At 67.3% G+C, this 19,537-nt stretch carries 22 protein-coding genes; 8 read left to right on the top strand and 14 right to left on the bottom strand.

What is annotated here, in order from left to right; all coding sequences use genetic code 11:
- Positions 1 to 32 precede the first annotated feature (32 nt).
- A complete protein-coding gene (locus tag BACI348_RS01695; protein WP_159823665.1) occupies positions 33 to 1,103 on the top strand; it encodes a quercetin 2,3-dioxygenase in 1,071 nt (356 codons plus the stop codon).
- Between the two features lie 82 nt (positions 1,104 to 1,185).
- Here BACI348_RS01695 and BACI348_RS01690 read toward each other — a convergent pair whose 3' ends face one another.
- From BACI348_RS01690 to BACI348_RS01645, 10 genes are all read right to left on the bottom strand, one after another.
- Positions 1,186 to 2,427 (bottom strand): DUF3500 domain-containing protein, encoded by a 1,242-nt coding sequence (locus tag BACI348_RS01690; protein WP_159823664.1) that lies wholly within the window; start codon positions 2,425 to 2,427, stop codon positions 1,186 to 1,188.
- Complete coding sequence (locus BACI348_RS01685; protein ID WP_159823663.1) at positions 2,405 to 4,159, bottom strand: FAD-dependent monooxygenase; 1,755 nt, start codon at positions 4,157 to 4,159, stop codon at positions 2,405 to 2,407. The genes BACI348_RS01690 and BACI348_RS01685 overlap by 23 nt, the downstream gene beginning before the upstream one ends.
- Complete coding sequence (locus BACI348_RS01680) at positions 4,159 to 5,016, bottom strand: fumarylacetoacetate hydrolase family protein (protein ID WP_159823662.1); 858 nt, start codon at positions 5,014 to 5,016, stop codon at positions 4,159 to 4,161. Before BACI348_RS01680 ends, BACI348_RS01685 begins: the two co-directional genes overlap by 1 nt.
- Positions 5,017 to 5,032: 16 nt before the next feature.
- On the bottom strand, positions 5,033 to 5,893 hold the full coding sequence (locus BACI348_RS01675; RefSeq protein ID WP_159823661.1) for an alpha/beta hydrolase: 861 nt from the start codon (positions 5,891 to 5,893) through the stop codon (positions 5,033 to 5,035).
- A gap of 149 nt (positions 5,894 to 6,042) precedes the next feature.
- Positions 6,043 to 7,041 carry a bile acid:sodium symporter family protein gene (locus tag BACI348_RS01670; protein WP_159823660.1) on the bottom strand — a complete coding sequence of 333 codons (999 nt, stop codon included), beginning with the start codon at positions 7,039 to 7,041 and terminating at the stop codon, positions 6,043 to 6,045.
- 77 nt (positions 7,042 to 7,118) lie between these two features.
- The gene (locus BACI348_RS01665) at positions 7,119 to 8,108 is read right to left on the bottom strand and encodes a sugar kinase (RefSeq protein ID WP_236557348.1); all 990 of its coding nucleotides are present in this window, start codon (positions 8,106 to 8,108) and stop codon (positions 7,119 to 7,121) included.
- On the bottom strand, positions 8,105 to 8,776 hold the full coding sequence (locus BACI348_RS01660) for a bifunctional 4-hydroxy-2-oxoglutarate aldolase/2-dehydro-3-deoxy-phosphogluconate aldolase (RefSeq protein ID WP_159823659.1): 672 nt from the start codon (positions 8,774 to 8,776) through the stop codon (positions 8,105 to 8,107). Before BACI348_RS01660 ends, BACI348_RS01665 begins: the two co-directional genes overlap by 4 nt.
- 51 nt (positions 8,777 to 8,827) lie before the next feature.
- Positions 8,828 to 9,976, bottom strand: coding sequence for a galactonate dehydratase (gene dgoD / locus BACI348_RS01655; RefSeq protein ID WP_159823658.1), 1,149 nt, complete (start codon positions 9,974 to 9,976; stop codon positions 8,828 to 8,830).
- 7 nt (positions 9,977 to 9,983) lie between these two features.
- Positions 9,984 to 10,865 (bottom strand): carbohydrate ABC transporter permease, encoded by an 882-nt coding sequence (locus tag BACI348_RS01650; protein WP_159823657.1) that lies wholly within the window; start codon positions 10,863 to 10,865, stop codon positions 9,984 to 9,986.
- Positions 10,862 to 11,755 (bottom strand): carbohydrate ABC transporter permease, encoded by an 894-nt coding sequence (locus tag BACI348_RS01645; RefSeq protein ID WP_236557346.1) that lies wholly within the window; start codon positions 11,753 to 11,755, stop codon positions 10,862 to 10,864. The genes BACI348_RS01650 and BACI348_RS01645 overlap by 4 nt, the downstream gene beginning before the upstream one ends.
- A 224-nt stretch (positions 11,756 to 11,979) precedes the next feature.
- On the opposite strand from BACI348_RS01645, the gene BACI348_RS01640 reads away from it, so the two are divergent.
- Genes BACI348_RS01640 through BACI348_RS20875 form a run of 3 tightly spaced genes read left to right on the top strand, consistent with a single transcriptional unit; the run spans position 11,980 to position 13,176 of the window.
- Positions 11,980 to 12,390 (top strand): phage holin family protein, encoded by a 411-nt coding sequence (locus tag BACI348_RS01640; RefSeq protein WP_159829687.1) that lies wholly within the window; start codon positions 11,980 to 11,982, stop codon positions 12,388 to 12,390.
- Entirely contained in the window at positions 12,387 to 13,049 is a 663-nt protein-coding gene (locus BACI348_RS01635; protein ID WP_159823656.1) for a DUF3618 domain-containing protein, read from the top strand. The genes BACI348_RS01640 and BACI348_RS01635 overlap by 4 nt, the downstream gene beginning before the upstream one ends.
- A gap of 4 nt (positions 13,050 to 13,053) precedes the next feature.
- Complete coding sequence (locus BACI348_RS20875) at positions 13,054 to 13,176, top strand: hypothetical protein (protein WP_268892324.1); 123 nt, start codon at positions 13,054 to 13,056, stop codon at positions 13,174 to 13,176.
- A gap of 80 nt (positions 13,177 to 13,256) precedes the next feature.
- On the opposite strand, the gene BACI348_RS01630 is transcribed toward BACI348_RS20875, so the two are convergent.
- The gene (locus BACI348_RS01630) at positions 13,257 to 14,093 is read right to left on the bottom strand and encodes a LysR substrate-binding domain-containing protein (RefSeq protein ID WP_236557345.1); all 837 of its coding nucleotides are present in this window, start codon (positions 14,091 to 14,093) and stop codon (positions 13,257 to 13,259) included.
- On the opposite strand from BACI348_RS01630, the gene BACI348_RS01625 reads away from it, so the two are divergent.
- The 3 genes from BACI348_RS01625 to BACI348_RS01615 all read left to right on the top strand — a co-directional run bounded on the left by BACI348_RS01625 (position 14,056) and on the right by BACI348_RS01615 (position 15,854).
- The gene (locus BACI348_RS01625; RefSeq protein ID WP_159823655.1) at positions 14,056 to 14,451 is read left to right on the top strand and encodes a DUF5997 family protein; all 396 of its coding nucleotides are present in this window, start codon (positions 14,056 to 14,058) and stop codon (positions 14,449 to 14,451) included. The genes BACI348_RS01630 and BACI348_RS01625 overlap by 38 nt on opposite strands.
- 131 nt (positions 14,452 to 14,582) lie before the next feature.
- On the top strand, positions 14,583 to 15,182 hold the full coding sequence (locus BACI348_RS01620) for a hypothetical protein (RefSeq protein WP_159823654.1): 600 nt from the start codon (positions 14,583 to 14,585) through the stop codon (positions 15,180 to 15,182).
- A 72-nt stretch (positions 15,183 to 15,254) separates the two neighbouring features.
- On the top strand, positions 15,255 to 15,854 hold the full coding sequence (locus tag BACI348_RS01615) for a DUF6919 domain-containing protein (RefSeq protein ID WP_159823653.1): 600 nt from the start codon (positions 15,255 to 15,257) through the stop codon (positions 15,852 to 15,854).
- 5 nt (positions 15,855 to 15,859) lie between these two features.
- On the opposite strand, the gene BACI348_RS01610 is transcribed toward BACI348_RS01615, so the two are convergent.
- Positions 15,860 to 16,342 carry a pyridoxamine 5'-phosphate oxidase family protein gene (locus tag BACI348_RS01610; RefSeq protein ID WP_159823652.1) on the bottom strand — a complete coding sequence of 161 codons (483 nt, stop codon included), beginning with the start codon at positions 16,340 to 16,342 and terminating at the stop codon, positions 15,860 to 15,862.
- 91 nt (positions 16,343 to 16,433) lie between these two features.
- Positions 16,434 to 17,819 (bottom strand): flavin monoamine oxidase family protein, encoded by a 1,386-nt coding sequence (locus tag BACI348_RS01605; protein WP_159823651.1) that lies wholly within the window; start codon positions 17,817 to 17,819, stop codon positions 16,434 to 16,436.
- Positions 17,820 to 17,957: 138 nt separating this feature from the next.
- On the opposite strand from BACI348_RS01605, the gene BACI348_RS01600 reads away from it, so the two are divergent.
- Positions 17,958 to 18,689, top strand: a complete 732-nt coding sequence (locus BACI348_RS01600) for a TetR/AcrR family transcriptional regulator (RefSeq protein WP_236557343.1) — start codon at positions 17,958 to 17,960, stop codon at positions 18,687 to 18,689.
- Positions 18,690 to 18,799: 110 nt separating this feature from the next.
- On the opposite strand, the gene BACI348_RS01595 is transcribed toward BACI348_RS01600, so the two are convergent.
- Positions 18,800 to 19,429: an MBL fold metallo-hydrolase gene (locus BACI348_RS01595; RefSeq protein ID WP_159823649.1), complete on the bottom strand. Its 630-nt coding sequence runs from the start codon at positions 19,427 to 19,429 to the stop codon at positions 18,800 to 18,802.
- Positions 19,430 to 19,537: the final 108 nt, after the last annotated feature.

Below are 19,537 nucleotides of genomic sequence, written 5' to 3'. Positions count from 1 at the left end.
CGGCCCGGCCGGACGACTGGAAAGAAGGAACAATGTCCCTCAGCGTGGAGGAAATGAACCAGCACCTGCCGGCGGCCAACACCCTGCCCGGAGAAGCTGTCCCCTACTACATGGCGTCAGGCGAGGGCGCCCGTTATGAGATCAACGGCCAGCTGGTCACTGTGATCGCCCGCGCGGCGGACACCGGTGGCATCTTCAGCGCCGCCTACATCTCCGGCGGCATGGGCGCGGAATCGCCGTTCGTCAGCCACACGGTGGAGCACAAAACCCTCTACGTCTTCGACGGCATCCTGCACGTCTGGCTCCCCGGCGAAAGCCGCATCCTCACGCCCGGCGACTCCGTGGTGATCCCGCCCAACACGCCCCACGCCTACCGGATGGCGAGCCACTACACCCGCTTCCTCAACTGGATGACGCCGGGCGGCGCCGAGGCCTACTACGAGCGCGTCGGCACCCCCATCGGCTCCCACGTCCCGCCCGTCCGCGCCGGCCGCACGGCCAGCCTCCAGGAACAGGCGGAAGTGGGCGCCGAGTTCGGCATCACGTTCCCGGACGTTGAGCGCGTCACTCCCACGTTCAAGCACGACGCCGGCCTGCCGCCCACGCTGAGCCCCTACTTCCTGAGTGCGCATGAGGGTGAGCGGCTGGTCAGCTACCAGACCATGTTCACCTACCTGTCCCGGCCGGCGAACACCGGCTCGAACTACTTTGCAGTGCACACCAAGGGTGCCAAGACGCCGTACATCCCGCTGCACTTCCACGAGCAGCACACGGAGAACTTCCTGGTCACCGAGGGCCGGATGTGGTTGTATGCCAACGGCCGGGAGATGCTGCTGACCAAGGGCGACTTCGTGCACGCCCCGGCCGGCACCATCCACTCCTTCGCCCTGGATTCGCACAACACCCAGATGCTGGGCTTCCTCACGCCGTCGGTCTTCAACGGCTTCTTCGAGTACTTCAACAAGCCCACGGAGGACTACATGTACACCGAGGGCGGCGAGCCGTACATGGACATGGAAGGCTTCGGCCGCGCCCAGGCCGAAATGGACCTCACCGTGGTGGGCCCGCCGCCACAGCGCCGCACCGCCCTCGAAATCTCCTAGCGTTTCAAAGGCGATGGCCCGGACTTCCCTAAGGAAGTCCGGGCCATCGCCTTGTTGCAGCGTCCAGTCGCCAGCGTCGATCCTAGCCGCCAGCCAGCGCCTGCTTAACCAGTTCGCGGCCGTAGTCGTTGCCGTTGGGGGTGCGGACCACGGTGTGCATGTGGAACGGGGCTGGCTCGTCGTTGCTGAGGAACACCCCGGCATGGTGGTCGAGTTCCAGGATCACCACCGGACTCTGCAGGCGGAAGTAGAACGCCTCCTGCCCCTCCCAGCCGCCAATCCAGCTGAAGAAGGTTTCGCCGTAGTGCTCCTGGATCTCCTGGCGCCGGGCAGCCCGGGGACCGTCCGGCAGGTAGGCGATGAAGTCGTCCACCACAGCGTCCAGGAGGGCGCGGGCTTCCGCCGGCATGTCCGCCACCCGGATGCCCTCATAGGGAATCACCCGGTTGTCCTGGAAGCAGCCGCCCAGGTGCCGTTCGTCGCCGGCGTGAAGGCGGCCCTCGGGCATCGCGGAATCCACCATGGATTCATAAACAGTGGCCGAAGCGCGCAGCCCGGCAGGCAGCGCCCCCATCAGCTTGCGTGTCAAGGCAATGCGCTCCTTGAACACCACCACGCCCTTGTACGGCCCGGCGTCGATCACATCGGGTTCGGCCCCCATGAACACCGGCGAAATCACCAACTGCGTGCCGGCCACCAGGCAGTTCAGTGCCGCGTGGTGGCCGAACAGCTGCCACCCCCACGGCTCGGTTTCGGACGGCTCGCCATACAGCGCGAAGTTGTAGCTGAACTCGTTCATCAACAGGGGCAGCTCCACCAGCTCACCGAGGAAGCCGTTGATCCTCATGAGGTTGCGGACCAACTCAAACCCGGCAGGGCTCAGGGATGCTTCCACCACGGCCAACACGGCATCGCGCACCGTAGCGTCCAGCTCATCCAGGCGGAGCCCGGTATCGTGCTGCATAAACTCCGGGTTCGCCCAGCTCTGCCACTCAGGCGCATCCACGGCGTAGCCCAGCCGGGACGCCTGCTCAAGGGACAAGCCCTCCAGGAGCTTCCGGGCCGCCGCCGCCATCTCCGCAGTGGGCGCCTCCTCCCCGGCCCGCGCGGGAGCGAGCGGAAACAGCCCCGGCCGGACGACGCCGTCGTTCGTGATGCCCCTGAACGGCTGCGGATACAGCTTCTTCCAGCCCTCGATCATGGGCCCGGCGAACGAGTCCCTGGTGGCCGCCTCGGCGTACCTGCGCGCATCCAGGCCGCGGATCTCCGCCACGCGGGGGTGGTCAGGGGCGAAAAGATAATCACGGAACGACGACTCGGACACGGGCCTTCCCTTCCTGCTCAGTGGGCTGGTGCAGCTGCTGTCCCGGGTCGGCCGTGAGCCGAAGGCCGGCGGCCACGGCCAGCGCGGCCGCCGCCGTCTCAGCCGAAGTCCCGCGCCAGGCCACATGCTGGTCCGGGCGGACCAGGACGGCGTCGGCTCCCCACAGCTCGGACGGTGACGTCCCGTCGTCGAACGGCCCGACGGCGGCAATCGCCACCGGGATCCCCGTTCGGTTAGCGGCCGCAGTCACGGAGGCAAACGACTCTTCAACCGGCCTGCCGGCGAGCGCTGCCGCGTCAACCAGCAGCGTAAAACCCTGGCCCAGAAGGTCATAGACGGAGGCGGCACTGTCCAGCCAGGCGTGCGGAAGCAAGGCTCCCGGGCTGGCGGACGGGACGTACACGATGGGGTCCTCCACCGGTGCCGGTGACCCGTCAGGGACCACAACGGGCGAGTCCCCGTAGGCGTATCCCAGGACCAGGCCCAGGGAATCGAACTCGCTCTGTTTGACCGCAAGGGCTTCGTGGGCAGCAGCCCTCGCGGAAGCCCCGGCAGGACCGGAAGCCAGGAGCGCAGCATCGGCGAAGTGGTAGGCGAGCGCCTTGCCGTTGGCGGCGGCATCGCTGATGGTGCGGGCGGCCACCGGGCGGCGCTCAAATTCATAGCTGTCCAGCAGGTTCGCGCCGGCCCACCCGGCGAGCACCGCGGCGAGCTTCCACGCCAGGTTGGCGGCGTCCCCCACGCAGGTGTTGAACCCGTGCCCGCCCCACGGCGGATTGAGGTGCGCGGCATCGCCCACCAGGAACACTCCCCCGCGGCGGTACTCCGGGGCCAGCAGCATGCGCGCCGTCCACGGGTCGGTGGCCAGGACGTCAATGTCGACGTCGGCCCCCACCAGGGAACGGACCATCCCGCCGGCCGTGGCGGGATCCACTGCCTCCTGCGGGTCGACGCCCTGGATGATGGCCCACCAAGTCCCGTCCAGGGCCATCGGACCCACCATCCCGGAGGTTCCAGCGCCCACCACCCAGTACTGCACGGCCGGGTCCAGCGCCACAGCGGACGCAAGCCCCGGGGACCGGAACAGGATGCTGATGTTGGACAGGGACGCAGACCCGCCTTCGAGGCGGATGCCGAGGCTGCGGCGCACGGCGGAGGACGCGCCATCGGCACCGATCACGAAGTCGGCGGAAAGGGTGCGCCGGGCACCGGAAGCATCGAAAATCACGGCGGTGTACCCGGTCCCGGAATCCGCAACCGACTCCACGCTCCAGCCCGTCACCATCCTCGCCAGGGGCGATCGGGCGACGGCGGCGCGCAGCACTTCCTCGAGCACGGGCTGCGGAACCTGCTGGCCGCACTCCGGCTGCGGCCCGTACCGGCCGGGCACCAGCTGGAAAGCGTTCCGGAACCGGCGCAGTTCATGGGCGCCCGGACCGGTCAGTCCGGTGCAGAAGCTGACGTCCTGCGAGTACTCCACGGGCAGCGGGGATGCCGCGCGCAGGGCATCGGCCAGGCCCAGCCGGCGCAGGTGCGTCATGGTGCGGGCGTTGGTGGTTTTGGCCCGGGGCCGGGCGTGGTCCACGGAATCCCGCGGCTCCACCACCAGGCTCGGGATGCCCCGCGAGGCGAGGTCCAGCGCCAGGAACAGGCCACTCGGTCCGCCGCCGGAAATCAGGATCTGCACCTGCCCGGGGATCTGGTCCGGGGAGGCGAAACGATGGGCGCCCATCAGGCCCGGCTCCGCAGGGACGGCTCGCCCACCGGTGTGGTCAGCGTGCCGAGCTTGTCGATTTCCACCTCGACGGTATCGCCGGGCTGCAGCAGCCACTGCGGGTTCCGGGCGTAGCCCACGCCTTCCGGAGTGCCGGTGGCGATGACGTCGCCGGGGTGCAGCGTCAGGGTCTGGCTAATCAGGGAGATGATGGCAGGGACGGAGAAGATCATGTCCCGGGTGTTGCCGTTCTGCGCCTCGATGCCGTTCACCCGGGTGCGCACCTGCAGGCCGTCGCGGAGGTCACCCACGTCGTCCCTGCTGACCAGGGGCCCGAGCGGGCCGGTGAAGTCGCCGTTCTTGCCCAGGGTCCACTGCGTGGTGAGCTTCTGCGCCCGGCGGGCGGTGATGTCGTTGAAGGTGGAGTAGCCGAAGACCGCGTCCGCAGCCTCGGCCTCGTCAGCGGACTCCACGCGCCGGCCGATGTAGGCGGCGACTTCGCCTTCCCAATCCAGCCCGTCCTCGCCGGCCGGCACGGGCACCGGAACGTTGCCCACCGAGAGCGACGCCGTCCAGCGCCCGAACAGCGTGGGGTGGTCCGGCAGATCCTGGTCCTTGTAGCTGCCCTCGGCAACGTGCGCCTTGTAGTTAAGGCCCACGCAGATCACGCGGGCCGCGGCGGGGACGAGTGGCACTTCGGTGACGCTGCCGCGCTCAAGCAAGGCGCCGGCGTCGGCCGTCAGCGTGACCGCCTTGTCCTGCCAGCCGGCAGGGTCCGCCCAGAATTCGGCGACCGGTGCGAGCGGAAAAAGGCGCGTGTCCGCGAGGGCCGCGGCCCAGGATTCGCCTTGGTGGGTGATGCCAACAAACTGCATGGAAGGGCCTTTCAGATCAGGGTTTGTGTGCCTGGCGGCGGAAAAAGTCGATGGTGGCGTCGGCGGCCTGTACTGCGGCGGCAGGGTCCTGTCCGGGCAGTTGCCACATGTGGTCCGCGCCTTCAATGAGCAGGAGTTCGACGTCGGTGCCCGCGGCTTCCAGCGCCGCGGCCAGCGAGGTGGACTGGGCCGGCGGGACGAAGCGGTCCGCGGTGCCGTGGGCCAGGAAAAAGGGCGGGGCGGGGTTGCCCGCATAGGTGAGGGGGCTGGCGGCGGCTGCCTTGTCCGGAGCGTCGGCCGGCTGGGCCCCGAGGAGGAGCGCCTCGCGGGAGCCGGGATCGTCGGCGCCGGCGGCGGCGTTCGGGAGGCGTTGTCCGCCCATCCGCAGGAGGTCAGTGGGCGGGTACCAGGCCGCGACGGCGGCAACCGTGTCGCCCACATCACGACCCGCGCCGGCCTTGGATCCGGCGGTCAGCCCCACCAGGCTGGCAAGGTGGCCGCCGGCGGAATCACCCCACGCGTAGATCCTGTCCGGGTCCACGTTGTAGTCCGCGGCATGCGCCCGGAGCCAGCGGACGGCAGCCTTGGCGTCCAGCAGCTGGGCCGGGAAGAGCGCTGCGGAACTTAGCCGGTAGTCGGCGGAAGCCACCACAAACCCGGCGTCCACCAGGCGCTCGATCGGGCTCAGTCCCAGGGAGTCCACCTGCGGGCCGAGGGAAGAGCGTCCGCCGACGCGCCAGCCGCCGCCGTGGAAGTGGACCACCGCGGGCAGGGCTTCGGACTGCGGGGCGACGGGGAGGTACAGGTCAAGCAGCAGCGGCGCTGAGCCCTCCGGGTGGGCAAACTCGACGCCCTTCAGGACCCGTCCTGCCGTCATCCTTGACTCCATGTCTTACCGCGCCGTTTCGTTCATGCGCCGGGCCACCAGTGTGGACCGCGTCACGACTCAACTTTCGCGCACAGGGAGTCCGCTCCGCATGGCCGGTTTCACTGAATGAAACGGCTTCGGGGACGCGTGTTGGCCGGTCAGGGCTTGGTGTCCCCGAGCGGCCGGCGTGCCAGCCAGGCAGCCACGATGGCCCCGGAAATGTTGTGCCACAGCGAGAACACGGCCGACGGCAGGGCAGCCAGCGGGCTGAAGTGGGTGGTGGCCAGCGTCGCCGCGAGCCCGGAGTTCTGCATGCCCACCTCGAACGCCAGGGCCCGGCGCGCCTTGCTGTCCAGCCGGCCGATCTTGCCCGCAAGGTAACCCAGGCCCAGTCCGAAGCCGTTGTGCAGCACAACCGCCAGGAACACAATGGCGCCCGCCGCAACGATCTTCCCCGCACTGCCGGCCACCACAATGGCCACAATCAGGGAAATCACGACGGCGGAGGCCCAGGGAAGCGCCGGCAGCACCTTCGCGACGAGCTTCTTGAGGAACAGGCGGGCCAGCAGGCCGGCGACCACCGGCAGGAGGACCGTCTTGGCGATGTCCAGGACCATGCCCGCGGCGTCGATCTGGAGGTAGGAGCCTGCGAGGAACAGGACCAGCAGCGGGGTGACGATCGGGGCGATGAGCGTGGAGACGGAGGCGACCGCCACCGAAAGGGCCACGTCCCCCTTGGCCAGGAAGGCCATCACGTTGGAGGCGGTGCCGGACGGCGCGCAGCCCACCAGGATCAGGCCGACGGCCAGTTCCGGCTCCAGGTTGAGGGCGGCGGCGATCAGCCAGCCCGCGCCGGGCATGATGATGTAGTGCGCCACGATTCCCAAGGCCACGGCCCAGGGACGCTTTGCGACGGCGGCGAAGTCCGGCGGGGTCAGCGTGAGGCCCATGCAGAACATAATGATCCCCAGCAGGTAGGGAACGGTGGGTGCCAGCGGTTTGAAGGCGCCGGGCGCCAGGAACCCCACGACGCCGGCAACCACCACCAGGATCGGAAACACCGTCACCGCAACGCGCGCGATCTTGCTTTCCGCGGCCAGGGCCGGGTTAACGGGCGTTTCTTCGGTGGTGTTCGGGGAGTTTGTTGCCTCAAGCATCCAATTATGGTGGCACCTGGCGGCAGCCCAAGGCGAATCCGTGACCCCGTCCGGTAACACCCGCCCCTGGGCACGGGTCAGCGCTGGGTGGTTCCACCCGGCGTGGTCCCGAGCAGGGCAAGTTCCGCCCGTGCGGGCAGGCCCTCCCAGTCCCCTGCCGTGCTCACGGCAAAAGCACCCAGCAGGGCGCCGCGCTGCAGGCGGCCGGCCACGTCCTCGCCGTCGAGCAACGCCGAAAGGTAGCCGGCGGTGAAGGCGTCACCGGCGCCGACGGTGTCGATGCTGGTGACGGGCACGGCGGGGGCTTCCCACCGGCCATCTGTGGTGTGGACGCCGGCGCCGGCAGCTCCGCGCTTCACCACTACCTCGCGCACGCCGCGCCCCAGCAGTTCGGCAGCCGCCGCTGTTTCCAGCGCATCGCTGTCCCGCCCAGCGGCCGGTGAGGCGGCTACCAGGCCAAGTTCGTCGTCGGACGCAATGATGATGGTGGCATGCGGGACGAGGGGCACGAGCGCTTCCCGCGCTTCTTCCCGCGACCAGAGCTTGCTGCGGTAGTTGACGTCAAGGGATACCGTGATGCCCGCGGCGGTGGCACGCTCTGCGGCGTACTCCACCGCTTTCCGGGACTCGGCACTGAGCGCCGGCGTGATACCGGTCAGATGGAGGATGCGGGCGCCGGGTTGCAGGGCGCGGTCCACGTCCTCCCGGCGGAGCGTCGATCCTGCGGAGCCGGAACGGTAGTAGAAGGCCCGGGTGAGGTCCGCAGTGCGCTGTTCGAGGAACATCACCCCGGTCCGGCGGGACGGGTCCTCGCGCTGGTGTAACTGCACACCCTCGGCCCGGAGCTGGCGGAGGATGAACTCGCCGTGCGGGTCCGCCCCCACCACACCGGCCCAGCTGACCGTGTGCCCGAGCCGGGTGACACCCACGGCCACGTTGGACTCGGCGCCGGCCACATGCATCGTCAGCGCACCACCTGCAGAGAGCGGTCCCGCAGAGCGCAGCGAGACCATGGACTCGCCGAAGGTCAGGAGGTCCACTGCAGGAAGTCCGACGGCGGCAGTCACCGCAGGTTCCCCGCGGGCCGGCCGCTGTATTCCCCCGCCAAGGCAACAAATTTGCGCGCGCGTTCGCGCATGGGAGCAAGGTCACCCCCGGATGCGGCGTCGCCGAACAGTGGTCCACCAAGTCCGACGGCGATCGCACCGGCCGCCCAATATCCGGCAGCCTCGTCGAGGCCCACGCCACCCACGGCGATGAAGGGAATGTCAGGGAACGGGTCGCGCACGGCCTTGAGGTAGCCCGGCCCGCCGATGGAGGCCGGAAAAAGCTTCACGGCCGTGGCGCCGCGGTTCATGGCTTCGAAGGCCTCGCTCGGGGTCAGTGCCCCGGCGAGGACGGGGATGCCGCGCCCGGCGGCTGCCTCGATGGACGGCGCGAGTGACGGGGTCACGATGAACTGGCCGCCCGCGGCGGCCACGTCGTCCACATCCTGCTTGCCCAGTACCGTGCCTGCGCCGACAAAGGATCCGGCGGGGGCAGCTGCGCGCACTGAGGTGATGGCCTCGAGGGCGTCCGGGGTGGTGAGGGCAATTTCGACGTAGGCGAAGCCTTCCTCCATGGCCGCCAGCGCGGCCTGCGCGGCAGCGGCGCCGTCATTTCCGCGCACGATCGCTACGAGCCGGCTGTGACGGACGCCGGCGAGCAGCGCCTCCGGGGCCAGGGTGTTCTCCAAGGGTTTCTCCTTATTAGGGGGTGTCCATCTCCATGCCCGGCGCCCAGGCCGTCACCATTCGGCGAAGGCGCCATCCGGCTGGCGCCAGACGGGACCGCGCCACGTGTGCCCGCGCTTGTCTGCGGCACGGACCACGGCTTCATCAATCTCGATGCCCAGGCCCGGGCCGGTGAGCCGTTCGATGTGCCCGTCCACAAACTTCAGCGGCCTCTTGTCCACCACGTAGTCCAGGACCTCGGCGCCCTGGTTGTAGTGGATACCGATGCTTTGTTCCTGGATGAGGAAGTTGGGCGTCGCGAAGCCAACCTGCAGGCACGCGGCCAGCGCCAGCGGCCCCAGCGGGCAGTGCGGCGCGAGCTGCACCTCATAGATCTCGGCCAGTGAGGCGATCTTGCGCACCTCCGTGATGCCGCCGGCATGGGAGAGGTCCGGCTGGGCCACGGCGATGCCGGCCTGCAGCGCAGGAAGGAATTCCTGCCGGCTGTAGAGCCGCTCGCCGCTGGAGACCGGCGTGGTGGTGGACGAGGTGAATTCCCGCAGCAGGTGCGTGTTTTCCGGGACCACTGGTTCTTCGAGGAAGAACGGCCGGTACGGTTCCAGCAAGGGGGCCACGCGCCGGGCGTTGGCGAGGCTGAAGCGCCCATGGAAGTCCACCGCAACGTCCCGGTGTTCGCCCAGGACTTCGCGGGCGGCGGCCACCCGGCTTACCACGCCGTCGAGCTCTGCCACGGAGGCGATGGGGCTCATCCGGCCGCTCGCGTTCATTTTGACGGCCGTCAGGCCAACCTCCAGCTGGGCGCTTATCTGGTCAGCGACCTCGTTCGGTTCGTCGCCGCCCACCCAGCCGTACATCCGGATCCGGTCCCGGACGTGGCCGCCCAGCAGCTGGTGCACCGGAGTGTTGAAGTGCTTGCCCGCGATGTCCCACAACGCCTGGTCCAGGCCGGACACCGCGCTGGCCAGGATGGGGCCGCCGCGGTAGAAGGAGCCCTTGGTCATCACCTGCCAGTGGTCTTCGATCCGGAGCGCGTCGTTGCCGATCAGCAGTTCCGATAGTTGGTCGACGGCGGTGCGGACCGTCTCGCTGCGGCCCTCGCACGTCGCTTCGCCCCACCCGACGATCCCGCTGTCCGTCTCGATGCGGACAAAGAGCCAGCGCGGGGCGACGAGGAAGGTTTCTATCCTGCTGATGAGTGTCATCTAATGCCTAGCCCTTGGTGGCGCCGGCGGTGAGGCCGGACACGATGTATTTCTGCGTGAAAAGCGCAATGATCATGATCGGGATGGTCACTACGGTGGCCGCGGCCATGAGACCACCCCAGTCGATGCTGGCGTAGGAGACAAAGTCGAAGATGGCCACGGGCAGCGTCTTGGTATTGGAGCCTGAGAGCACCAGGGCAAACATGAAGTTGTTCCAGGAGAAGATGAACGACAGGATGCCGGCGGTGGCGATTCCGGAGACCGCGAGCGGCAGCGTGATGAGGCGGAACGCGCCGATGGGGGTGAGTCCGTCCACCTGGGCGGATTCTTCCAGCTCCAGCGGCAGCGAATCGAAGTAGCTCATCATGATGTAGACGATCAGCGGCAGTGCCACGAACATGTGGCTGAGGATCAGCACCTCGAACTTGCCCACCATCCGCAGATTCGAGAACACGTAGTACCAGGGCACCAGCAGGGAAACGCCCGGGATGACGCGGGCCATGAGGACCACCAGCGCTGAGCGGTGCATGGTGAACCGGCTCATGGCGTAGGCGGCCGGAACACCCAGGACGATCGAGAGCGCGGTGGACACGAAGGCCACCCAGAAGCTGTTGAAGATGAAGACGAAGTAGTTGTTCCGCTGCAGGACGTTCGCGTAGTTCTCCCCGGTGGGGCTGAAAAACAGGGCCTTGCCGGTGTCGTAGATGTCCACGTTGGTCTTGAAGGAGGCAAGGAGCATCCAGAACAGCGGGGCGATAAGGAAGAGCACCACGACGATGAGCGCCACAACACGGAATACCTTGTAGAGGCGTGTGGGCAGGGGCTTACGACGGCGGCGGATCACCTGGGGTGTGGCGGCGGAGGTCTGGTTGGGGGTCGCGACGGTCATTTGCTTACCGCTTTCTTGCGCATGGTCAGCAGCCACATGGAGCCGATGATGATCATAAAGAACAGGATCAGCACCGCTGAGGACAGCCCGTACTGGTTGTAGTCGAAGCTCAGGCCGTACGCGTAAACGTTCAGGGTCTCCACTTCGTGGAAGGACCCGCCGCCCTTGCCCTTGGTGGCGTACAGGATGTCGAAGGTTTTGAGGGCGTCGATGCCCCGGAGCAGGATGGCAACAATGACGGTGGGCATCATGAGCGGCAGGGTGATGTAGAAGAAGCGCTGGAAGGAGTTGGCGCCGTCAACCCGCGCCGCCTCGTCAGGTTCGTCCGAAAGTGATGTCAGGCCGGCGAGCAGGATCAGCACCACCATGGGGGTCCACTGCCACACGTCCATGAAGATGGTGGTACCGAGCGCGGTGTCCTGCCCGGAGAGCCAGGGCTGGGCCGGAATGCCGACCATCCCGAGCAACTGGTTGGCGAAGCCGATGTTCGGATCGAAGATCAGCCGCCACATCATGCCGACGGCCACGGGGGTGGCCACCAGCGGGAGCAGGATGGCCACCCGGACCCACTTTTCGCCGCGGAAGGGCCGCCACAGCAGCAGGGCGACGCACATTCCGAGTACCACTTCACAGACCAGCGCAACGCCGGTGAACGAGAGCGTGCGGCCCACTGCTGGCCAGAACCGCTCGGTGTCGGTGAGGACGGTGAGGTAGTTCTCAAGGCCGATGAACTCCGTGGCCGCGCGGACGGACCCCTGCGAATCGGTCAGACTCAGGTACAGGGTCCAAGCCAGCGGGAAGACAATCAGGACCCCGACGAAGATCATCGCAGGGGCGGCAAACAGCCATTTGCGGTGCCGGTTTGACCAGGCGGAGAAGTTACCGCCCATGCTCGGAGGTCGGCCGGCGCTTCGCGCCGGGGCGCTGCCGGGAGCGTTTGTTACAGACATGGTTCACCTAAGCGTTGGGGTGAGATAGGAGCGGTGCCCGGCGNGGACAGCCCCCTGCGGTTCGAAGACGACCCCTACCGGGATGAGAACGGAAGCTACCACGCAGCTGACGGCACGTACCGGTCAACGGAGGGACGCCAGCTGTGAGCAGCCAGATTCCGGAGATGCCGCCGAGTGAGGCGCATGTGAAGGCGGACAACGCGTCGCTGGGTGAGTTGCTGGGTGATGTCACCCGGGACCTGTCCACCCTGATGCGCCAGGAAGTGGAGCTCGCCAAGGCCGAACTGAAACAATCCGCCACCAGGGCAGGCAAAGGCTCCGGCATGCTCGCCGGAGCCGGCGTCGCCGGGCACTTCGTCCTGATCTTCCTGTCCCTGGCCCTGATGTTCGCCCTCGGCGCGCTGATGCCGCTGGGCTGGGCCGCAGTGATCGTCGCCGTAATCTGGGGCATCATCGCCGCGGTCCTGGCCTCGATCGGCCGCAAGGAACTCAAACAAATCAAAGGCCTGCCCCAGACAGGCGAAACACTCTCCGAAATTCCCCCAACCCTCAAACCAGGTGAGGTAAACCGATGAGCGAAAACCCGGACGCAATCCGCGCCGACATAGAAGCCACCCGCGCCCGCCTGGGCACCAACGTGGACGCCGTGGCAGACAAAGTCACCCCGTCCAACATCGTCCACCGCCAGACCGACAAGGTAAAAGACGCCGTTGTCGGGGTGAAGGAGAAAATCATGGGAGCAGCAGACACCGCCAGCAGCACCGCCCACAACGCGGCCCACACCGGCGCGGGGCACACCACCAACGCCCTGCACAGCACCGGCGAGACCCTGCACGACGCCAAAGACAACGTCGCCACCAAACTCTCCGACGCCGGCACCGCGATCAGCCACACCCCGGACCAGGTCAAAGCCAAAGCCCAGGGCAACCCCCTGGCCGCCGGCCTGATCGCGTTCGGCGCCGGGATGCTCATCTCGTCCCTGATCCCCCCGAGCGCGAAGGAACGCGAAGCGGCCCAGCAACTCAAAACCGCCGCCGAACCCCTCGTCAGCCAAGTCACCGACGCCGCCAAAACCGTGGCCCAGGACCTGAAGGAACCGGCCCAGGAAGCAGTGGAAAACGTCAAAGCCACCGCCACCGACGCCGCCCAAAACGTCAAAGCCGAAGGCCAGGACGCCGTCACCGACGTCAAAGACCGCGCCACCGACGCCAAAGACCACGTCCAAAACACCTAAGCCAGTGGAAAACGTCAAAGCCACCGCCACCGACGCCGCCCAAAACGTCAAAGCCGAAGGCCAGGACGCCGTCACCGACGTCAAAGACCGCGCCACCGACGCCAAAGACCACGTCCAAAACACCTAAGCACTCTTAGGTACGGGAAGGCCGGCTCCGCAAGGAGCCGGCCTTCGTGTGCCCTCGCCTCGTTCAGAGCGCGGGCAGTGCTAGCGCTTGCCCTTTTTCCGGGAACCCTTGCCGCGGCCCTTGTCCGGATTGGGGGCGTAGCGCTGGGCAACCTTGGGAGCCTTCTTCGCTCCGGTGCCGCGCCGGTCCGGCTTGGGGTCCTTCTTGACCTTGACGGGCTGGGCGGACGGCTGCCGGGAGCTTTGGGCCGTCCGGCCGCGCACGATCCCGATGAACTCCTCGATCACCTCGTCCGTGGAATTTGAAGGCCATGCAACGGCGATCCCGGTAGTGGGTGCCCCGGACAGCCGCCTGGCCACCGTGTCCTTGACATTGAAGTGCCGGGCCACGGACATCGGCAGGATCACCAGCCCGGCGCCGGTGGCCACCACCTGCAAGGCGGCCTCCGGACCGCCGAGCGCGGTCACGTCCAGGAATGATTCCTCTTCCAGGTCGGCGTACGCCACTTCCTCGAACACCGAAATCTCGTGGCCCTTGGGAGCAACCACCACGGGCTGCTCCTCATAGAGCGGAATCACGCTGAGGCCCTCGCGCTCCACGGGGAGGCGGACGAAGCTGAGGTCTGCGGAACCGTCACGCAGCACCTGGACCTGCGCGCCGTCGTCGGACATAAACGCCTGAAGGGGAACGTGCTGCACCCGCTCCTCCCACCGGCGGATCCACTTGCCAGGCGTCACTCCCGCCACGTAGGCGATGCGGAGGACGCGGGGGGCGTCCGGTTCGGCCGGCTCGGCAGAGCCCGTTGGAGCGGCGTCTGGCTGGGGGGTGTTGTCGGTGGGCACGTCTTCACAGTACCGTCCGCCCGGATACCCTTGAAGCATGACCTCTGCAAACTCCCAGTCCATGAAGCCGGCCACCGTTGCCAAGAAACTTGGCATCTACCTGCCCGCAACACCGCAGGAGTTCCAGGATTCAACCATCACGCGCGAGGAGTTCGCTGAGCTCCAGGCCAACCCGCCGGAGTGGCTCGCCGAGCTCCGCCGCAACGGGCCTCACCCCCGCCCGGTGGTGGCGCAGAAGCTCAACATCTCCATCAGCGGCCTGGCCCGCGGCGGGGTCGAGGACGCCCTCACGACGGCGGACATCACCGCGCTGCTGCAGGCTCCCCCGCAGTGGCTGGTCACCGAACGCACCACCCACGCCGCTGTCCGGGCCGAGGCCCAGCGAGTGAAGGAAGAAGCTGCGAAGAAGGAAGCCAAGCGCGCCCGCGCCTAGCCTGACGTTCGCCCCTCCTGCACCGCTGCTTCCCAGGCGGGCGGCCCCATTGACCGGCGCCCGGGAAGGCGATCCAATGGAAGGACCAGCCCGGCGCTTGGTCTCCGGGCCTGTGGACGTGGAGGTGCAAGGTGGCAGCCATCGCAGAATCCCTGTTCCAGGGGGCGTGGGTCCTTCTGCTGTGCGGATCAGTGCTGGTGGTGAGTGTTGCCGCCACCGTGTTCCAGGTCCGGCGGCGGGCGCTGGCCGGGCCGGACGCGGACCCGGAACGCCCGGACCAGCTGTTCTGGGACCTCTTTATGGGCTCGGCGGTGGCCCTGCCCGCCCTGCTGATCTCCACTCTTTCCTCTGCCTGGGCCGGGCTTTTCCTCACGGGAGCTGCCGTGGCATCGGGTGTCGCCGCCTACCGCGGCAGCCCGCGGCTGGCGGCCTGGCTGTCCAAACGGCGCCAACGCCGCGAGTACGCGCCCCTCTATACTGCGGCGCAGGCTGAGCACACCATGCTGCTCGAACGCTGGCGGCGGTACGAGCTGGATCCGGCGTACTGCATCGACTACCCGGCCATGACCGACGTCCGGCTGCCCCAGACCGCTGAGGTGATCAAGGCCATGCGGGAGGCCGAGCAGCTGCGGGCTGCACGGCACCAGGGGTACCCGCCCGCCGTCGACCGCTTTGGCCGTGCCCTCGCCGCTGCGGAAAAGGCGGTGGGGATCCCCGTCCGCGGGCACTGACTGTTGCTTCGCGCGTTAACTGCTGTGTCGCCGTCGCTGGAGTCCGGCGCCGGGGCGCCGTAGCATCCGAGGATGGAGCCTCAAGAAACGGAAGACCGTGATCAGTTCGGCAGGCGGCTGGAGGACCGGGGCGCCTGGCGCCAGGCCACCACGATTGCCGCCGCGGGCGAGCTGACGGCGCGCTGGCTGGAAGGGCAGAGCGAGTTCCAGCCTGCCACGTTCACGGCAACGTACGACGCCGAGACCGCACCTATCGCTGTGGAGCTCGCTGCCCTGAACCGGAACGGATTGTTCACGAAGGAGTCCCAGCCCGGGCTGCGGTCCGCTGACATCGTGCAGCGCGAATACGTCACCGCGTTCTGCAGTGCCGAAGTCGCCGCCGAACTCCTGGCACTGTCCACCCGGACCGAGCTGGTGACTGTGGCCCACGCGCCGGGCGAATCCAGCAACGCCGCCATCCCCGTGACGGTGGACGGCGGCGAAGTTGTGACCGTCCTGGGCTCCAGCGAGAACCCCGTGACGGAGGAGCAGATCCGGGACTGGGCCGATGAGACCAACGAATCACTGGCCCTGCTGCTGGCCGACTCCTGGTATGTGGAGATCCTGGACCCGGCCTGGGGCCGGGACAACGTGCTGCTGCCCGCCGTCCTCGGCGCCCTGACCGGTTCGTAGGTTTCCTACAGCTCTACGGTGCCGCTTTCGCCCACGCTCATCCGGCTGTGGGTGACCTTGGACTTGACCCACTGGAGGACCGTCGCGGCGGTCCCGCCCGGGCTGGTCCAGTATTCGGCGGAGTCGGAGTCAACGCGGAGCAGGCACACCTCCGGGGTGTCCGGCCCGTCCGGGAACCATGCTTCTACGGCCTGGTTCCACTTTTCGCGGATCGTTTCCCGGTCCGTCACTACCTCGGCGGTGCCGGCGACGGAAACCCACTCGGTGTTCTTGCCAAAGGAGACGTTCACGCGCGGGTCGGCCCGGACATGGGCGACCTGTGAGGTGCCGAGCCCGGTGAAGAACCACATGTCGCCGTCGTCCTTCACCTCCTGGACGGCCAGCGGCCGGCTGACGAGCGCGCCTTCTTCGTTGATGGTGGACATCATTCCGATGTGGGAATGGTTGATGATGTCCGTAACCTTGCTGATGCTCCCGGTGTCAGTCATGTCTCACCTCGTTCGTCTGCATGCGGGGACGCTCCCCACCGCCCAGCCTATTGGTAAGCATGCTTAGAATCTACCCGGCGCACTGCCCCGGCTAGGCCGGGACGGCGACCTTCGCCGCTTCGCAGATGCTGGCGGCGGTGCGCAGGCCCATCCGGATGGCGCCGTCCACGTGCTGGTAGCCTTCGGCGGCGAGGTCCGAGGAGGACCAGTAGATGGGGCCCACTGGGACGTGCTGGTCCTTGCCGTAGCGATGAAGGCCGCCGAGGTCGTAGCTGGAGGCGTAGGCGCCCCGGGTCCATTCCTCCGAGCCCCAGTCGGACTCGTAGTAGACCTCCGGCTCCAGGGCTTCGGCGCCGAGGAACCCGGCGATGGACTCCAGGACGGCGCGCTTGCGGTCATCGGCACTCAGCTCGAAGACGGCGTCGGCCTTTTCATCGGAAATGAAGCCCACCAGGGTGCCACGGGTATCGCCGAAGTTGGTGTTGTCGTAGACCTCCTGGACCAGGGAACCTGCGCCGAAGCACGTCCCGGAGAGGCCGGAGTTCCGCCAGAACGGCCGGCTGTAGACCGCGTGGACCTTGATGACCAGGCCGAGCGACTGGTGCTGGTGCATCTGGTGCTGGCGGCGCGGCAGCGGCGGGTTGAAGGAGACGCGCGAGTAGAGGTTGGGCGGGACGGCCATGATCACAAACCGGGCGTTGACGGTGGCCCGCTCAGATTGGACAGTGACGCGGTGCCCGCCGTCAGTGTCCGGCTCCCAGTTGATGGTGCGAACCGGGGAGTTAAGGACGACGTCGGCCCCCAGCTCCTGCGCGAGCAGCAGGGAAACCTGCTGCATGCCGCCCACCACGCGGCGGTCCAGGATGAAGTCCTCGTCGGTGAGGTGGGTGAAGGAGCCTGCGGAGGCCGCCATCAGGACGGCCTGCAGCGCGGAGAAGGCGTGGGCAGGCTTGGTGAGCATTCCGCCGGCAATGAAGAGGCCGATGTTGTTGCAGGCTTCCTCGTTCGTGGAGTGCTGCCGCAGCCAGTGGTGGAACGAGATGGTGTCCAGTTCACGTGCCTTCGGGTGGGCCCACGGTTCGGTGGGGCCGATCTCCGCGGCGAGGCCGTCCAGCAGGGCGATGAGTTTGTTCATCTCGGCTTCCGTGTCCGCATCCACGGGGAAGGTGTCGCCGGTATAGCGGACCGGAATGCCGTCCTTGCCGATGTACATCGATTCGCCGTCGCGGTAGCGCGGGTAGGTCTGCAGCTTCAGTTCCTGGAGGAGGTCCAGGAGGACGGTTTGGTCCGGCGAGACCCACTGGCCGCCGATCTCCAGCACGGCGCCGTCCACGGTGTCGGTCCAGGTGCGGCCGCCCACGCGGTCGCGGGCTTCGAGCACGGCGACCGTGAGGCCGGCCTTCTTGAGTTCGCGGGCTGCGGTGAGCCCCGAGGGCCCGGCTCCGACGACCACAACGTCGCGGTTCAGGTTCAGCATGATGTCCTCTCTCGGCTCCCCCATGTGACGGGAAGCACTAAATGAATGCCATTCATTTATTAGAACTATAGCTGCTTGACGCCGGGACCGGAAGTGCCGGGTGGAATAATGCTGGAGACCACCAGAGAAAGGCCAGTGATGCCGGCAGTACCAGCCGTACAGGGACGCTCCGCGGGGGCCGCCGCCGGAAACGGTGATGCCGCCGGAACCGGAACCTCGAGGAGGCGGGCGGGGCGGCCGTCGGCCGCACTGCTGGATAAGGCCGGAATCACCACTGCCGCTCTGGAGCTGATCAACCGCAAGGGCTACGATGGCTTGACGATGGCGGGCCTGGCCAAGGAACTGGACGTGGCGCCGTCGGCCCTCTACAACCATGTGGCCTCGAAACGCGACGTCCTGCTCCTGGTGGAGGACCACCTCACCTCGCTGGTGGATGTGTCTGACTTTAGCGCGGCGCCCTGGGAGGACGCCGTGCGCAGCTGGGCGTGGAGCTACCGGAACGTCTTCGCCGAGCACACGCCCCTGATTCCGGTCATTGCCGTGCTGCCGGTTACCGATGCGCCGCAGACGCTGGCGATGTACGAGACAGTGAGCAAGGGCTTCCTCGACGCCGGATTCCCGCAGGAGCGGATTGTGTCCTCGATCGTGGCGTTGGAGTCGTTCATCTTCGGCTCGGCGTACGACGTGACGGCGCCGGAGGACATCTTCGATTCCGGGTCCATGGCGGAGTCGACGCCCCACTTCACGGCTGCGGTGCGGAGCGCCTCCTCCGGCCGGGCCTTGGTGCGCCCGGCGGATGTGGCGTTCGAGCTGGGACTCGAGGCGCTGATTTCGGGGCTGGGTGCGCTGCGGGCGGCAAAGAAACAATGACAGGACGAAGGCCCGTACTTACTTGGGGGGAGCTGTTCGATTCCACCAATTCGTGCAGCACAGGCCTCTGACCTGCCATGCGACAGATGTAGCTACGTCTACTCCTGTGCTTAAAGCGGGCGCTTCGTCGGCGTCCATGGCGCCGGCGCGTGCGTGAGCCAAACCTTTTCGGGGTTCAGGGCGCGCACCAGTTGCTGGCCCTCTGTGTGCGGGTTATCCAGTTCATTGAAAAAGACGGCCGTATCTCCGGCGATGATGGTGGGGCCCTTGTCGCCGGCGATGACAACGATCTGTGAGCCTCGGGTGTGCCCTGGTGCCGGAAGGAGTCTCAGCCCGGGAAGCAGGTCGAGTTCGCCGTCAACCGGAACGTAGCGCACCCCGGGTGGATCCACCCATTCAGGGATGGTGTAGTGGACCTGGTTCCTGGCGTCATCAAGTTCCTGGCGCTGGACGTAGGTGGGCTTGCCGGCGAAAAGGTGATTGCCTCCGCAGTGGTCAAAGTGCAGGTGCGTGTTGACGACGATGTCGACACTTTGAATGTCGAAGCCCTGCTCCTTCAGCGGGTAAAGGCGGGGATCCATATCGGCCACCGCCGGGTGAAGCTGAGTCAGGCCGGTATCGACGAGCACCCGCGCGTCGGGGTGGTCAATGACGTGCACGTAGACCGGCAGAGGCTGACCTTCGGGCACCAGTTCGGCCACACGAATGGCCTTAACGGTGATTGCAGCAGCGGTATTCATGTCTTTACCTCATTCTCAAAGTGGCGCCCATGACATGCCCCGGAGCATAAGACAGACGAGCCTCGCTGCTCCTTTATTGCCCGAAACCAGAATCCCATGCACCAACGG

The organism is Arthrobacter sp. 9AX (assembly GCF_902506095.1).
Lineage (GTDB): Bacteria > Actinomycetota > Actinomycetes > Actinomycetales > Micrococcaceae > Arthrobacter.
Note: the sequence above shows the minus strand (reverse complement) of the source record. Positions and strands in the feature narration are given on the sequence as shown.